The following is a 15,946-nucleotide window of genomic DNA, read 5'->3' as shown; positions in this document are numbered from 1 at the left end:
GACTTATGCGATCTCCAGGAGCGATTGCAGCATAGTGTCCACGGCATTAATCAGTTTTGTGGACGCCTTATAGGATTGCTCGATGTCGAGCATTTTCGACAATTCCTCGTCGAGATTGACGCCGGTCTTGTTCTGATAGGCTTCCGTGGCGCGCTGCGACAGGGCCGATTTCGATTCCTTGGCCGAATCCGAGGTGGAGCGATATTGCTGCAACCAGGCGATCGAATTGGAGGCGTAATCGGTAAGGGTGGCCGAATCGCCCAGGCCCGCGGAACTGTCGAAATCCATCGACGTGTCAAAGGCCGTGACATATTTGTCCAGAAGTGTCGAATAGCTGCTGCTGCCGTCCGTGTTCCATTTATACGAATCACCATTTGCGCCACCGTCGCGCAACAGGGTCGGGTCGCCATTATCGGCTGTCACATAGGCCGTGTTGACCGTGATTTCGGAAGCTATGCCGGGAACGATGGTGGGATCTGTCGGAGATGAGCCATCCGAATCGGCATAGGTGAACAGGCCAGGGACGGGATCATCCGTCGAGCCGTTCGGCGTTTCGGAAAACAGATTGATCAGGCCGCGCGCCTGTTCATCCAGTTGCTCCTGCATCTGCGGCGCAATGTCGTCACGGATCTGCAGATTGGCTTCCATGGAACCCTGGGCGGTGGTGTTGCCACCGGTGCCGGCCTTCAGCGGCACCCCGTCGATATAGACCGGGTTGCCGGTGGTTCCGGCACCATAGCCGCCGGTGGCGGTGAAGGTGACGGTGCGCGGCAGCTTGTCGAAAAGCACGGTGCCATTGTTGGTATAAAGCGCCATGTCGTTGTTACCGCGCGTGACGGTCGATACACCGATAATCTTGGAAATGTCCTGTACGATCTTGTCGCGCTGATCGAGCGCATCATTGGCGTCAGTACCTGCCGCCGTTGCCTGCACAACGGCCTTGTTGGCGGTCTGGAACTGCGACAAAAGGTCGTTCAGCTTGCTGACATCGCTCTTGATCGACGCATCCGCCTGAGCGCGAACGGTTTGAACACCCTGTGAGGTCGTATTGAGCGAATTGGCGAGATCCTGTGCGGCACTGACAGCGGATTGGGCCAGAGAGGTCTGGCTCGGCTGCGCTTCATAGGACTGCAGGGCATTGACCAGCTTGGTCATATAGCTGGAAGGCGACAGATCATAACTGTTGCCTCCAAGAAGAGCGTTCAGCTGCGTCAGTCCGTCGTCGAGTGTCGTCTGTCCCTGCGACTGCGAATTGGCTGTCAGCATCTGTTTTTGTAAGATTGCATCGCCATTGCGAACGGTGACGACTGTGGCGTCACCATTGGCGTTCATGATCGTGGTGGCATCACGCTGAACATAGCCTTGCGTCTGCGAATTGGAGATATTTTTGGACACTACCTGCGACTGGGTGCTGGTATTGGTCAAAATACTCTTCGCCGTGTTCATTGTTGACGAAAGCGACATGATGCTGCCTTTATTTTTTCTCGACAAACGCGCCGGGTTTCAGGTTTCGGGCCGGAAAATGTGACAATCAGTTCCGGCCAGAACTGAGAACCTGGAAAGGGGAACGGGAAGGGCGCGTCATTATCCGTCTTGCTGCCGGGTGCGCCCTTGCCTCCAGCTACACCTTCACCCTGTTCCGCCCCATCTGAGAGAACTGAAAGCAGTGTATCCCTTGGGCGTATCTGCTTCAGCGCAAGAGGAAGAGGTGATCACCGCAGGGACTGCTGAAAAGCAGTTGACTGCCACAGCCGCCTGCCTTTTGCCCCCCTTGCCGTTGCGCCCCTTCGCCTTCATCGCACGTCCTCGTTCAAATCGTGTTATGAAGAGATTAAGGAGCGGGCCTTGCGTGAAGCTGTTTGAGAAATCGCTTTTGCAAGCAGGAGGCAAGGCCCATGGGATTTCCGGCGGCTCCCGCCGGAAACATTATTGCCAATCAATGCAATAGCCAAGAAAACGCTTGGAATCGACCGGATCGAAGCCGAGCTTCTTGCGCAGTTTCTTGCGCAGCTTGCTGATATGGCTTTCAACGACGTTTTCTTCGACTTCTTCGTCGAAAATGCCATAGATGGCATTGAAGATCTGGGATTTGGACACACGACGTCCGCGATTGGCGACGAGATATTCCAGAATGCGGCGCTCACGCCGCGGCAGGGGGAAGACATCGCCATTGATTTCCGGATCGCGACCGTCGGAAAAGACCCGGATCGGACCGATCTCGGTATAGTTGGCGACAGCCTTCAGACGACGGCGAATTGCCGCCGCACGCGCCAGAATTTCACGCGGATGCACAGGCTTGCGCACCACATCGTCGACGCCGCTGTCGAACAGGGCAAGCGTTGCCTCGAGTGAGGGTTGATCGCTGACTGCAATCACAGGTGCAGAGGTGCGATCACGAATGGCCCTCGGCAAATCGCCAGTGCGATCGCCTTGTCCCAAAAGGAAAGCTTCAACTGCTGCAATATCGGATTCGGCCGCAGATGCGACCCATTCCCCAAATTCAACCGGGTCAAACCCGGTTGAAGGTATGCCTTCACGTCCAAATAGTGACGTGTATCCATCCTTAACGAGCGTGCGCTCATCAACCACGACGATCATTCGTCCGCCTCCGAATCAGTGTGGTGTTTCAACACGTCATGGGTACGAATCGGACGACTCAACGACAACTGTGGAAAGTTAATGATATTTATTAATAGTTGATTAAGATTTTAGCGGTGATTTGGTCTATATATAGATAAAAATCATGAGATAAACACTAAATACAGTTTTTCAGGTTAACAAAATATTAAGGTGCCGAGACGACACATCCGGTAAAAAAAGCGGTTTTGGCTTGTCACAAATTGGGCAGGTTTGAGGCAATCAAATCATCTCTGATTGAAATTGCTGACAGAAAGCCTACAGAAACATAGGATTTGACTATCTTTGCGCCTGCCGGATACCGACCTCGCCCTGACAGAATTGCCAGGCATTCGCGGTCCAGTTGCCGTAACCAGTGGCGACGAGATTGGCAATCACACGACAGACATATTCTTTTTGCGCCGGATTGTTGTTGGGTCCGGCGTGATATCGGGCTACCGCCATGGTCCATGTGTCATGTTGATTGTGAAGGGTGGCGAGAAAACGGGCCGCATAGTCGACATTTTTCTGCGGATCGAACATATCGACAATCGAGGAAAAATTCTCGCCATGGTAGTATTGGTTGATCTGCATGCAGCCGATGTCGATCAGGCGTGCGCCATTTTCCTTGGCCAGCACGAAAGTTCTCAGCGCCTGATCGAGCGACTGGGGAAACAGCGCCTTGCCTTCCACATTCATTGCGTAAGGCTGTAATGACCCTTTGCGTCCGGTTTCCGTCAGGCCAACAGAATAGAGTATGCCCTCAGGAATGCCATATTTTGCCGCTGCCCGACTGATTTCGCGCTCGCACAGACCGGAAGGCTGCGATGGTGCTTCGGCAAGTGCTGGCTTACAGATAAAGCTGGCTGCCAGAAGCAGAACCGCTCTTATCCTGAGATGCCGCAGTTGCCACCGCACTGTCATCGACTGTCACTCCGCTCGTCTGTCCGTTGAAATCATAGGATGGCCTTGTCTGGGGTCGATTGCCGCCCTGGCTCGATCCGCCACCGTTTTGCTGCATGGCCTGTTGCTGGGCGGAAGACTGGTTCTGTCCATTGTTCTGGTTGGCATTGCTGCCTGACTGATCGCTACTGGTCATGGTGATGCTGACATGATCGACGGCAAAGCCTTGCGCTTTGAGCGAGCTGACAAGGCTGTTCTGGTCGTCATGTAATTTGCGGTAAGCGGCGCTGTTGTCGACGACGAGATTGACGCTCAGCTCACCATTGGTCAGTTTGAGATTGGCCGTTACCGTTCCGAGATTGTCCGGCGTCATCTTGATCTGCAGGGAGTTCATCGTCCGGTCGGCAAGGCTGCTCTGACTGTCATCGCTGGCCGAGGCGGCGTGGCTGCGCATGGCGCTGACCCATTCGCTGTTGCCGGTCATGGCGGCGGCGATATTGACGCCGTTATTGTTGCTGACAGGCGCAATGATGCGGCGAGAATCCACCACGGTGACATTCTGCATCAGGTCGCTGGTCTTATCGTCATTGCCGCTGCTGTCCTGGGTTGCTGCCTCCAGCTTCTCCTGCAGGCTGTCCGTTCCGCTCTTGCTGCCTGAGACGAGATGAAGCGCTTCCGCGGCCGTATTGCCATCCGGCTTCGATGGTGTGGTCTTGTCGGAGACGGCGGATGTAAAGGCTGTGGTGCTTGTCGCAGCCATGGCAGTATTTTGCCCCGCGGATTGATCTTGAGCGGTAGCGGCCACAGCAATACCTTTGGTCGTGGTGGCTGCTGCACCTGCGATCGCGGCGGTTCCGGCAGTATTTGCCGCGAGTGTGGATGCCGCCTTGCCGCCGGAGAGTTGCGCATTGGCCGAGGCATTCGCCTGGGCCGCGGCGGCCTGCTGGGCGCTTGTCAGTCCAAGCAGGGTGAGCATGTCCTGTGTGCCTGGTGCTGGCGTCGTGGTGTCGGGGGAGGTCGTTGCGCTGTCCGCGGCATCGCTCGTGTCCGAGTCGCTCTTGGCTGTTTTGGGATCCGCCGTCTGACCGGTCTTGCCCTGTCCTGCTGTTGTGCCGGTTGTCGCTTGTGCCAGAGCATCGGCAATGGCTGTCTGCGGGTCTGCAATCGTGGCGCCCGTCTTGACAGACGTCGCCTTTGCCGGATCAGCAACGGGCTGCGAGTCCTTCTGACCCTGATTGGCGTCTGTAGCCTGTGTGGCCGGATCACCAGTGGCCACATTGGTCTCGACAGCGGCTTTGGTCAGGTCTGTCTTAGCCGCAGTTCCGGCGGTTTTCGCAGCCGCCGTGCTCTTGTCAAGCAGATCGCTCAGCTTGTCATCGGCTTCCTGTGAGGCCTCAGCTGCGTCAAGGGCTGCTATATGATCGGTTTGGCCGTTGCCTGTTGCAGACGATCCATCCTGGCGCCCCTGACTGTCCTGAGACTTGCCAGCGGTTCCGGTGGTGTTTTGCCCTGACGTCTGTGACGGTTTCTGGCCCGCCTGCCGGCCGTCGTTTGTATTCTGCTGCGCATTTCCCTTGTCATCGGTCTGTGACGAGGCGACCTTGGTCAGCGCCGTCAGGAAATCCGAACTGCCTGCCTGGACATGCGTGTTGTTGCGATTGCCGTTATTATACGTGACGTTGCTGGCTGCGGAAGCGGCTGTCGTTGTTGGTGCATCCACCATTATTGTCCTCCCGGCATTTTTAAAAGTTTGTCAATTTCCTGAAGCTTCTGCTGGCCGCTTGTGACGAAACTCTGCATGGCTTCATAGGTCTTTGCGTCCGCTGCCGGCAGTCCGGTAGACGAGGCGGAAGGGGGCTGTGCGACCGCCTGAGCAGGAGGCGCGGCCAAAGGTAACTGTCCTGGTGCGATTGGCGGTGGCGCCTGAGCGGCAGGTTGCGCAGGGGGCATGACCGCTGTGGGCGGTGGCCCGGATGATGCTGGCACGGCCGGCTGTGGTGGAGCCTGTCCCGGACCTTGACTTTGACCTTGACCCGCAACCGGACCGATCGGATTCTGTTGTTCGGTTGCCTGTATGCTTTGAGGTGGCGCCGGGCTTGCTGTGACCGGGGCCGTGGGTTGGACCATGGGGGGTGCGACGGCTTCCGGCGGTGTAGCTGCGGTTGGCAGCGTGGTAATCTCGCGCGCCACGGCACGCGCGGCTTCGAGCAGAGCGCGGTCGGATGGCGAGAGGGGAGTGCTGGCCAGACTGTCGATTGTCTTTGCGGCCTGTGTTGCATCCTGTGTGGTCAGGCTGGCTGCCCCGCCATACAGTATGGCTTTCAGATCGCTTGATGCATCACCAAGCGCTGCGGCTTTTTCCGCAGCAAGCCGGGCAAGCTGCTGACGCCCATCAATGGTCGCCTTGCGGGCGATGCGCAGATAAAGGTCGCGCCGATGATCCTTGTCCATCACGGCTAGCGTGGCCTCGACATCGTCCATCTTCAGCTCATCGATATGGTCGACAACCAGATTGACGAAGAGATCGGCAAACTGAACCGCATAGGGCGAATAGAGGAACCGCCTTGCATAGCGATTGGCATAGGACATGGCCTTGGGAATATCCTTGGCCTCGATGGACAGTTTCAACGATCGTCTGAGCGCCGATTCCTCAATGATGGTGCCCGGTGAATCGAGGCGGGCGAGATCGTAAAAGCTCAGCGCCCGTTTGGCGTCTTTTGCCGCCATGACATTGCCTGCAACCAGCGAAAAATAGGGCCCAATCCGGCTGTCCTTGTAGAGCGGCACCAGGTCGGCGATGGTTTCCACGCCCAGTACCCCTCGGCCGTTGAAATATTTGCGCAGGGCATCACCGATGCGGATGTCGAAATGGCCATCGACATCGCGGGAGAGAAGATATTCCAGCGTGGCCGGATTGCCGCCGCTCATGGCGTAGATAAATGCCGCATCTGTGTTGCGGGGATCAGCAAATTCCGAAGGTTTGGCCGAGCGCAGACGCTTGTCGATCTTCATCAGAAGAAATGGTTGCATGCCTGCAGCCGCATGATCGCCCCTAACCATGCTATCCTGCACATATTCCAGCGAGCGGATCATGAGATAAGGGGCGAGCTGATCGCCCGATGGTGCAGGAGCGGGCGCTTTGGCTGCGCCGGGCTCTGGCGGTGCTGCCGCGGGGGCCGGTGGTGGCGCTGGCTGAGCCGCAAAGGCTGGTAGACCCCCAAGAGGCAGGATCATCAATGCCAGCGCCAGTGTGCGCAGAAATGGCCGGATCGGACGATGGGCTAACAGATCGGTCATCGAAAGACTATGGGTCGACTGGAACAGATGATCGGCACAATCATGCCGTAAAGAGCCAACAGCCGCAGTATCAGGCCGTAAACCGGGTGCCGGTTTGCACAAACATCCGATGGATAAACACGCATCGAGACCAGTCTGCCGGAGCAAACGATCCATACGATACCAGGCGCGCGAAGATGCGGTCATGGCAACAAGATGGCGCGGCCTGCCCTGATGGGCAGCCTCATCCCTTTGCCGCAACCTCTTGTCCTTCACGTTCGTCACCGTGTTACTGTGCTCCCTGAATGAGAATTTCGATGCGGCGATTGGCGTCGGCCATCGGATCATTGGGGATGAGAGGTCGTCTGTCGGCAAAACCCGTCATCTGAGAGATGCGGGATGCATCAAGACCGCCGCGCAGCAGCATGTAATAGGCCGCGCGGGCGCGATCCATCGACAGGCCCCAGTTGTCATTGGTGGTACCCTTGAACTGGCGCGCATCCGTATAGCCGCGAATGACGATCTGGCCTTTGCGCTCGGACAGGATCTTGCCGATCTTTGCCATGGCCAGAACCATCGCTTTTTCCGGCACGGCAGAACCGACATTGAACATCGGAGCTTTGCTCTGGTCGGTGAGCGTGATCAATGTGCCGCCTTCAGCCGGGGTGACAATCAGCCCATCTGCGAGCTTGCCAGCCACGCCACTGATTTCCTTGGCGATTTCTTTCTTGAGATCACCGGCTGCGGCAATGGCCTGTGGTGTTGGGGTTGCTGCCGCGGCATCGGGATTTTGCGCTGTGTCAGCGGCTTTGCTGTCCGGCCGTGGCTTGGGAATGACCATGGCCACCGATTGCGCGCCAGTCGAGGACTGATCTTTGGGTTGAGCCTCCGCAGGCTTGGCGTCCGCCATCTGTGCAGATTGCTGCTGCTGTTGCTGGCTCGGATTGGGGGCCGCATTGGCGTCAGGCGTGTTCGCTTGCTTGGCGAAGGGGTCGGTCTTGCCATCGGCCTGCGGCGTCTGGTTCTGCCCGGTCACGGTCTGGCTGGCCGTCTGGGGCTGGCCGGGTGTGCCCTTCTGGGTCTGCATCTGCTCGCTCCAGAAGTCGGGCGAGAAGGGGTCGCGATAGGCCTGGCCACCGGAGGCACCGGTGGCCGGTCCGGAATTGCTGGCACCGCCATCGCCTTTGGCGCTGATATTGGCCTGCTGACCGACTTCCTGGGCAATTTCGGCCAGAACGGCATAAGGATTCTGGAAAAGATCACCTTCGGAATAAAGCGGCTTGTCGCCTGAAGTCGAGGTCATGTCCGAGCCGGTCGCCGCCGCCTTTCCGACGGTGGTATCATCGGCTTTTATCTTTGAACGTTCCTTCTGCTCTTCACCCTGTGCCTGATCGGCGGGTTTTTTCACGCCCTTCTGGGTTGGACGTTCATCGGCCAGTTTGATCGGGTTGAAATAGCTGGCGACGGAGGCCTTTGTTGCCTGGTTTGCGGCATTGACCAGCCACATCAGCAGGAAAAAGGCCATCATTGCGGTCATGAAGTCCGCATAGGCAATCTTCCATGCGCCGCCGTGATGACCGTCATGATCGCCGCCGCCATGCCGTTTGATGACGACGATTTCATTTTTGCCGTGATGGTGATTTTCGGCGTCACTCATGCCAGAATTTTCCTCAGGCTGGCCGTCCAGGCCGAAATCCGGGTGACCAGAGCCTGGTCGTCAACGGTTACAACCACATCGACATCGTCACTCTGTTGATGGCGCAGAAGGCTTTCATGGTCCGGCATATGGGTTTTGACTGCGTTGAACAGGCTTTCCGGCCCACGGATGGTGATGAGGCCGACATCTCCCTTGAGAATGGCGGCATTCAGCTGCTCGGTCAGGGTCTTGATCGCCTTCTTGGTCAGCGCCTCGGAGAGGAACGGCGCAAGAATGGCCGCTGTCTGCTCACCCACCATGCCGGCAATGGCGGCGGAGATTTTTTTCAGGCCATGACTGATAACGTCCGAAAGCTGTGCTTCATGTCTGGCCTTCAGCGCCTGCAACTCCTGGGCATGGCGCTCCTCAAGCTCGGCTAGAGCTCTGGCGTGGGCTTCCTCAAGTGCGTGCGTTGCCTCCGCCTGGCCTTCAGCATAGGCTTCGGCTCGCTCTTTTTCGATATCCACAGGCTCAGGTTGCGGCAGTTGCGGTACGGCACCAGCATCCGTCGCAACCGCGAAGGGGTCTCCGGCAAAATCGAGTGGATCCGACAGGAAATTCGACGACTGGGGCGCTGAAAAATCCTTAAGATAGTGAGCCAATGGCAAGCCCATGGTCATTTCTCCTGCCATGATGGGGTCGCCCCCGGGTAAGCCGTTCGTTTCATCGAAGGCGGTCGAAAGAAGCACATGGCATCACGCCAGCACTTCGAAATCCTGTCTTGCGGCAGAGCGCCTCAAATCGGCACCGATCCGAGCTGCTATCCAGCCGCACATGTATGTTACAGACCCTTGCCGACACATGGTAAACGCATGATGCTTTTCAGCGACCTTGTCTGAAACCGCCTGCCGGAAGCGCAGCGCCTGACGATTGAACGTCCAAACACAAACCGCTTCCATGAACCGCAAAGCTAGGGGGCCAAACTTGTGCGAGGATTTCGAGGTGAGCGCGGGAGAGTCGTGGGCCGCTTTTCCTGCGCAATCCCGGCGGTCGGGGCAGGTTTCTGGAAAGACGACACAGTAAGATGACACAGTAAGATAAAGCATCGTATGCGTAATCAAACATACGATGCTGTAACGATAACAGGCCGGACAGGGATGGGGCGTTTCTCCTGAAACCAACCCATCCCTGTCCGGCCAAACCGGGAAACCTTGCCCTTTTCTTACTTGAAGAGGGTCAGGATATTTTCGGCGTTGCTGTTGGCGATCGAAAGCGACTGGATGCCCAGCTGCTGCTGGGTCTGCAGAGCCTTGATCTTGGTGGATTCCTCGTTCATGTCCGCGTCCACCAGACGTCCGACACCGGTCGTGATCGTATCGCTCAAGTTTTTGATAAAGGTGTTCTGCATGTCGATACGGCTGTTGATCGCACCGAGGGTCGAGGCCGAATCCGTCAGGGTTTGCAGGATCTTGTCCACCGCAGAGATCATGCCGTCGAGATCCGAATTGGAGGTGGTGCTGGAAATGGCGATTTCCGAACCGCTGGCAACGCCGGTGGAGGAGGAGGCATTGAGCAGATAATAACTGCCGGTGCTGGTTGTCGTGCCTGTCGACCAGGTTGCGACCGTTGCGCGGGTCAGAATGCCGTTTGCCGCATCCTTGGTGTCGATCAGGGTCGATTCGGCCGTATCGAACTTCAAGGTTGTCACAGAAACGCTGCCGTCGCTCGAACGGTTGAACGAGGCCACCATCTGTTTGGTGCCCGGCGCACCGGTCGATTCGTTGTAAAGCCAGTTCTCGCCGGAGAAAGACGCCGATTCTGCAATCGATTCGAGCTGGTTCTTCAGCTCGGAAATTTCCTTGTTGATCTTGTTCTTGTCGACGCCAGGTTCGCGGGCCGCCACCAGCTTAGCCTTGATGTCGCTGATCACATCGACAGAGGATTCGAGACCCGTATAGGCGGTGTCGGCTTTTGAGGCGGCCAGACCGAGTGCATCCTGAACCGAGGACAGCGCCTTGTTGTCGGAGCGCATGGTGGTCGCGATCGACCAGTAGGCGGCATTGTCAGCGGCGGTTGCCACCTTATAGCCCGACGATATACGAGCCTGGGTGGTCTGCATGTTGCTGTCAATGGTTCTAAGGGTCTGAAGCGCCGCCATGGCGGCGGTATTGGTCATAATACTGGTCATGGATTGCCCCATTCTGGTTACGGGACATACCGGATTCTAAGGAATTACCGGCAACGCTGGTTTGCATCATGCAAGCTGGAGGTCTCATCATCCTGCCATCCAGCCCAGCGCTCTTGGAATCGCCAAACCATGCCTTGATTTCAAATCACTAACATAGTTAACAGATTTTAAGTTTTCTAAACGAATTGCTAACTTTTGCAAGCGCCATGACCGATAAAAACAAAAAAGCCGCGGCGGGCCGCGGCTTTTTTTGGTGTGATTGGCAGAGAACCCCTGTCCTTGTCGAGTGTCTTACTTGAACAGCGACAGGATGTTTTCGGAAGAGGAATTGGCGATCGACAGCGACTGAATGCCAAGCTGCTGCTGGGTCTGGAGCGCCTTGAGCTTGGTCGATGCCTCGTTCATGTCGGCGTCTACCAGGCGGCCGACACCGGTGGTGATCGTGTCGCTCAGATCCTTGATGAAGTTGTCCTGCAGCTTCAGACGCGAGGTCGTCGCACCGATGGTCGAGGCAGCATCCGTCATCTGCGACAGCATCTTGTCAACAGCCGAAACCATGCCGTCGATTTCGGCATCGGTCGTGGCCGAGGTCAGCTGCACTTCGGTACCAGAGCCTGCGCCGGCGGAAGAGCTGATCAGGTAATAGGTGCCGGTGGTGGTGGTGGTGCCGGTGACCCAGGTGGCCTGCGTGCCCGTCGTCAAAATACCGCCGGAAGCAGCTGCGTCGTTGATCAGGAGTGACTTCGATGTATCGAAGCTGATCGTCTTGATCGAGACATTGCCGTCGGAACCACGAACGAAGGAGCCGATCATCTGCTGGGTGGAGCCGGAGCCGACGCTGGCGTCATAGAGCCAGTTTTCACCGTTGAAGGAGGCCGACTTGGCGATCGAGCCGAGCTGGTTCTTCAGTTCGGTCAGTTCCTTGTTGATCTTGGTCTTGTCAACGCCCGGTTCGCGGGCGGCAACCAGCTTGGCCTTGATGTCAGAAACGACGTCGATGGCCGATTCCATACCGGTATAGGCGGTGTCGGTCTTGGCCTGGCCAAGGCCGATGGCGTCCTGAACGGCAGACAATGCCTTGTTGTCGGAGCGCATCGTCGTGGCGATAGACCAATAAGCGGCGTTATCGGCTGCGGTTTTGACCTTGTAACCCGACGAAATTTCGCTCTGTGTCTTGTCCATGCTGTCGGAAATCGTGCGCAGGGTAGAGAGCGCGGAGATTGCAGCACCATTTGTCATCAAACTCGTCATGGATGTGCCCCTTGAGATGGCTTGAATGGAAAGGGACAGGCCGGATTGTTGCCGGCAACATTGGTCAGCCTCATGCTCGCCGTGGTCTTTGTCTCTCTGCCCGGCCCAACGCTTCGATGGGCTTAGAAAACACCAACATAGTTAATGAATGCTAAACGATGCAGAAAAAACATTAACCATAAAAATCAAGAGATCGGTAAGACAGGTTAAGCCCGCCCGACTGTGGAGGGTGCCGGGCCGGTAGAGGCTCTGACGATCAGCTGCGCCTGCCATAATTCCTGCAAGGGGGAAGCCTCGTCGGAGGGCTGATTGAGCGCTGTGATCAGCCGTTCGGCCACACGTTTTCCGGCATCGCGAAGCGACGATCGCGTTGTCGTCAGTGGCACACTGAAATGCTCGGGTTTCAGCAGCGGCAGGTCGTCGTCATGGGCAATCAGGGAGATATCGTCTCCCAGTTTCAAACCGGCTTCGGCAATGGCTCGAACCGCGCCGATGGCCAGAACCGTGCTGGCGGCGAGCACGGCCGTCGGCCGTTCGGGACGGGCAAGCAGGTCGGCCATGATCCGATACCCCCATTCATCGCTCATCACGCTGTTGCTGATCGAGGAGGGTGCAAGGGCAATGCCTGCCGCCTTAAGCGCCCGCCTCACACCCGCTTCACGCCTTGCGACGAAATCCAGACCGGCCTCGCCATTGATCAGCGCGAATCGCCGGTGACCGAGACCCACCAGCAATTCGCTTGCCTGGTAGAAGGCGGTCTCGTTGTCGACATCAAGATACGGATAGTCTTCGGCAAGCCCCATGGAACGGCCATGCACGAGAAAGGGAACCGGCAGCGATTTGGCCATGGCGATGCGGCGGTCACGGGCGCGCATATAGGCGAGATAATAGGCATCCACCGCACCGCTGTTGACCAGCCCGCGAATCGCCTGTTCCTCGTCTTGCGGATGAACCGGAATGATGACGAAATGAAAGTCGTGCGTCAGACAGATTTCGGCCAGACCGCGCTGGAATTCAGCAAAATGAATATCATTGGTGCTCGTCGGCGCAATCGGCATGACAAGCCCAAGTGATCCGGCCTTGCCGGTGGCAAGCCGTTGGGCGGCGCGATTCGGTCTGTAACCGGTCTCGATGGCCGCCTTGCGCACCCGTTCGCGGGTGTCCTCGCTGACTTCCGGATAGCCGTTCAATGCCCGGCTGACCGTCGTTTGTGACAGACCGAGCAAGTTTGCAAGCTGTTTCAGGTTCACCTTGTCTCAATCCCCTCCCGTGGACCGGATCGCTTCGCCCACCCTTTTGCCTGTGTCCGACGCCGGGAAAAATCTTGCGCCGTCGGTTCGATGTGCTGCCCTTCCGGGTGTTTGCCGCTCCGGTAAAATCGTAAAATAGCAATCGCAGCGTTACGATGGAAACGAAAAAATCTCCACGCGGATTCCGTGTGAAGGGCTTGACTTCGCAGTTGCCCATGGCTTGAATGAAGGAAGCCAAAGCGCTTTGGAAGAGTGGCGGGATGGTATTCTGTCTGTCCTTGTCGCCAGTCTGCGTGACAGGATGAACATCATGGCCGGGAAGCGCGTTTGGCTTTGCGGACACGGAAAACATAATCATGGAAAGTAGGGAGGCTTTCGTCATGAGACATTATCTGCTGTTGGGCGTTGCGGTTTTCGGGCTGGTTGCGCCCGCCGTTCATGCCGCCGAGCTGACGTTCAAGCCGGGCGAGGACAGTCGCTTTCACTGGCAGGATTATGAGGCTTTTTCCAAGGCGCATCCGCTCAAAGGGCAGACGCTGACCATTTTCGGGCCCTGGCGCGGGGAGGAGAAGGACCAGTTTGAAACCGTGCTGGATTATTTCCGTCAGGCGACCGGCGCGGATGTGAAGTATTCGTCCTCGGAAAACTACGAACAGCAGATCGTCATCGATACCCAGGCGGGCAGTCCTCCCAATATCGCCATTCTTGCCCAGCCGGGCCTGATCGCCGATCTGGCCTCGAAAGGGGAGTTGACGCCTCTGGGCGACGACAATGCCGACTGGTTGAAAAAGAATTATGCGGCGGGAGAATCCTGGGTCGATCTTGCCACTTACAAGGGCAAGGACGGCAAGGCGCATGTCTTTGCCATGCCCTACAAAGTCGATCTCAAATCGCTGATCTGGTATGTGCCGGACAATTTCGCCGATGCTGGCTATAGCGTGCCGAAAACCATGGAAGAGTTGAAGGCGCTGACGGAAAAGATTGCGGCCGATGGGCGCACGCCCTGGTGCATTGGCCTCGGTTCCGGTGGCGCCACCGGCTGGCCCGCCACCGACTGGGTGGAAGATCTGATGCTGCGCAACTATCCGGCCAAGGTCTATGATGACTGGGTGACGAACAAGATAAAGTTCGATGATCCGCGGGTGGTCAAGGTTATTCAGGATTACGGCTGGTTTGCCCGCAATCCGAAATTCGTCGATGGCGGTACGGCAGGTGTTTCCTCTACCGATTACCGCGATAGCCCCAAGGGGCTCTTCACCTCGCCGCCGAAATGCTACATGCACCATCAGGCCTCCTTCATCACCTCCTATTTCCCGCAGGGAACCGAGATTGGCCGCGATGTGGATTTCTTCCCCACGCCCAATTACGCCAGCAAGCCTGAACTGGGCAATCCGGTGGAAGGCGGCGGTACGCTGGCCATGGTCACCAAGGATTCGCCCGCTGCCCGCGCTTTCATCGATTTTCTGAAAAACCCGATTTCCGCCGAAGTGTGGATGGCGCAGAAGAATTTTCTCACGGCCAGCAAGCTGGTCAATCAGGCCGCCTATGCCAATCCGCAGATGAAGAAAATGGGCAAGATCATCATGGACGCCACCACCTTCCGCTTCGACGGCTCCGACATGATGCCAGGCAAGATCGGCACTGGAGCCTTCTGGACCGGCATGGTCGATTATGAAGGCGGCAAATCGGCAGACGATGTGGCCAAAACCATTCAGGCGGTCTGGGACGGTCTGAAGAAATAATCCGCCGATCACGCAATGCCATGCGCCGGGCGCTGCTGCGTCCGGTGCAAAAAGATCAATGGAGGCTGGAGTGGTCGCGCAACTCATTGACGCGCTGGTGGTGATCGGCATCGGGCTGGCCGGAGCGCTCGTCTATTTCTGGGGATCGAACTGGCTGCTGGACCGGATTTTCCCGGCCAATGGCGGCGATATACAGCGCGCCGCACAGAATATGCGCCGGGCGGCGATGATACGTCCCTGGCTTTTCCTCGGTCCCTCGCTTCTGTCGCTCGGGGTCTATCTCGTCTACCCGCTGATCTCGTCGGTCATTTATTCCTTTCATGGCCGCAACGGTGTCGATTTCGTCGGCCTTGCCAATTACCGCTGGATGCTGACCGATGCGGAATTTCGCGAATCGATCTTCAACAACATCCTCTGGCTGATCGTCGTGCCGACGGCCTCGACATTGATGGGGTTGATTGCAGCAGCCCTTACTGACCGCATCTGGTGGGGCAATATCGCCAAATCGCTGATCTTCATGCCCATGGCGATTTCCTTTGTCGGTGCCTCGGTCATCTGGAAATTCATCTATGATTACCGCGATGCCGGATCGCAGCAGATCGGCCTGCTCAATGCCCTTGTCGTGGCGCTGGGCGGCAAGCCGGAAGTGTGGATCGCGCTGCCCTTCTGGAACAATTTTTTCCTGATGGTCATTCTGGTCTGGATCGAAACCGGCTTTGCCATGGTGCTGCTTTCGGCGGCGCTGCGCGGCATCCCGGAAGAAACCGTGGAAGCGGCGGTGATCGACGGGGCCAATCCCTGGCAGATTTTCCTGAAGATCAAGGTTCCGCAGATCTGGGGCACCATTGCCGTGGTCTGGACCACCATCACCATTCTTGTGCTGAAAGTGTTCGACATCGTGCTCGCCATGACCAATGGCCAATGGCAGACGCAGGTTCTGGCCAATCTGATGTTCAACTGGATGTTCCGCGGCGGTGGCGATTATGGCCGGGGCGCGGTGATTGCCGTGGTGATCATGGTCATGGTCGTGCCGATCATGGTCTGGAACATTCGCAATGCCCGCCGTGACATGAAAGAACAGTGA

Annotated in this window: 12 protein-coding genes; 2 read left to right on the top strand and 10 right to left on the bottom strand. The window is 57.3% G+C overall.

Features of this window, described 5'->3' with window-relative positions; translation table 11 throughout:
• Positions 1 to 3: 3 nt before the first annotated feature.
• The 10 genes from flgK to NAC44_RS03400 all read right to left on the bottom strand — a co-directional run bounded on the left by flgK (position 4) and on the right by NAC44_RS03400 (position 13,120).
• On the bottom strand, positions 4 to 1,464 hold the full coding sequence (gene flgK / locus NAC44_RS03445; protein ID WP_250937787.1) for a flagellar hook-associated protein FlgK: 1,461 nt from the start codon (positions 1,462 to 1,464) through the stop codon (positions 4 to 6).
• A 462-nt stretch (positions 1,465 to 1,926) separates the two neighbouring features.
• Entirely contained in the window at positions 1,927 to 2,598 is a 672-nt protein-coding gene (gene rem, locus NAC44_RS03440) for a transcriptional activator Rem (RefSeq protein WP_250937786.1), read from the bottom strand.
• 318 nt (positions 2,599 to 2,916) lie between these two features.
• A complete protein-coding gene (locus NAC44_RS03435) occupies positions 2,917 to 3,540 on the bottom strand; it encodes a lytic transglycosylase domain-containing protein (RefSeq protein ID WP_250937785.1) in 624 nt (207 codons plus the stop codon).
• Positions 3,467 to 5,242, bottom strand: coding sequence for a flagellar hook-length control protein FliK (fliK, locus tag NAC44_RS03430; RefSeq protein WP_250937784.1), 1,776 nt, complete (start codon positions 5,240 to 5,242; stop codon positions 3,467 to 3,469). The genes NAC44_RS03435 and fliK overlap by 74 nt, the downstream gene beginning before the upstream one ends.
• Positions 5,242 to 6,816 (bottom strand): chemotaxis protein MotC, encoded by a 1,575-nt coding sequence (gene motC, locus NAC44_RS03425; protein WP_250937783.1) that lies wholly within the window; start codon positions 6,814 to 6,816, stop codon positions 5,242 to 5,244. The genes fliK and motC overlap by 1 nt, the downstream gene beginning before the upstream one ends.
• 268 nt (positions 6,817 to 7,084) lie before the next feature.
• Positions 7,085 to 8,452 carry a MotB family protein gene (locus NAC44_RS03420; RefSeq protein ID WP_250937782.1) on the bottom strand — a complete coding sequence of 456 codons (1,368 nt, stop codon included), beginning with the start codon at positions 8,450 to 8,452 and terminating at the stop codon, positions 7,085 to 7,087.
• On the bottom strand, positions 8,449 to 9,105 hold the full coding sequence (locus NAC44_RS03415) for a V-type ATP synthase subunit E family protein (RefSeq protein ID WP_250937781.1): 657 nt from the start codon (positions 9,103 to 9,105) through the stop codon (positions 8,449 to 8,451). Before NAC44_RS03415 ends, NAC44_RS03420 begins: the two co-directional genes overlap by 4 nt.
• Before the next feature lie 548 nt (positions 9,106 to 9,653).
• Positions 9,654 to 10,619, bottom strand: a complete 966-nt coding sequence (locus tag NAC44_RS03410) for a flagellin N-terminal helical domain-containing protein (RefSeq protein ID WP_250937780.1) — start codon at positions 10,617 to 10,619, stop codon at positions 9,654 to 9,656.
• A gap of 291 nt (positions 10,620 to 10,910) precedes the next feature.
• Positions 10,911 to 11,870, bottom strand: a complete 960-nt coding sequence (locus NAC44_RS03405; RefSeq protein WP_250937779.1) for a flagellin N-terminal helical domain-containing protein — start codon at positions 11,868 to 11,870, stop codon at positions 10,911 to 10,913.
• A gap of 206 nt (positions 11,871 to 12,076) precedes the next feature.
• On the bottom strand, positions 12,077 to 13,120 hold the full coding sequence (locus tag NAC44_RS03400) for a LacI family DNA-binding transcriptional regulator (protein ID WP_250937778.1): 1,044 nt from the start codon (positions 13,118 to 13,120) through the stop codon (positions 12,077 to 12,079).
• A 380-nt stretch (positions 13,121 to 13,500) separates the two neighbouring features.
• On the opposite strand from NAC44_RS03400, the gene NAC44_RS03395 reads away from it, so the two are divergent.
• Positions 13,501 to 14,862: an ABC transporter substrate-binding protein gene (locus NAC44_RS03395; protein WP_250937777.1), complete on the top strand. Its 1,362-nt coding sequence runs from the start codon at positions 13,501 to 13,503 to the stop codon at positions 14,860 to 14,862.
• 58 nt (positions 14,863 to 14,920) lie between these two features.
• The gene (locus NAC44_RS03390) at positions 14,921 to 15,946 is read left to right on the top strand and encodes a carbohydrate ABC transporter permease (protein WP_250937776.1); all 1,026 of its coding nucleotides are present in this window, start codon (positions 14,921 to 14,923) and stop codon (positions 15,944 to 15,946) included.

It is taken from the genome of Allorhizobium sonneratiae (genome assembly GCF_023700755.1).
GTDB classification, from domain to species: Bacteria; Pseudomonadota; Alphaproteobacteria; order Rhizobiales; family Rhizobiaceae; genus Allorhizobium; species Allorhizobium sonneratiae.
Note: the sequence above shows the minus strand (reverse complement) of the source record. Positions and strands in the feature narration are given on the sequence as shown.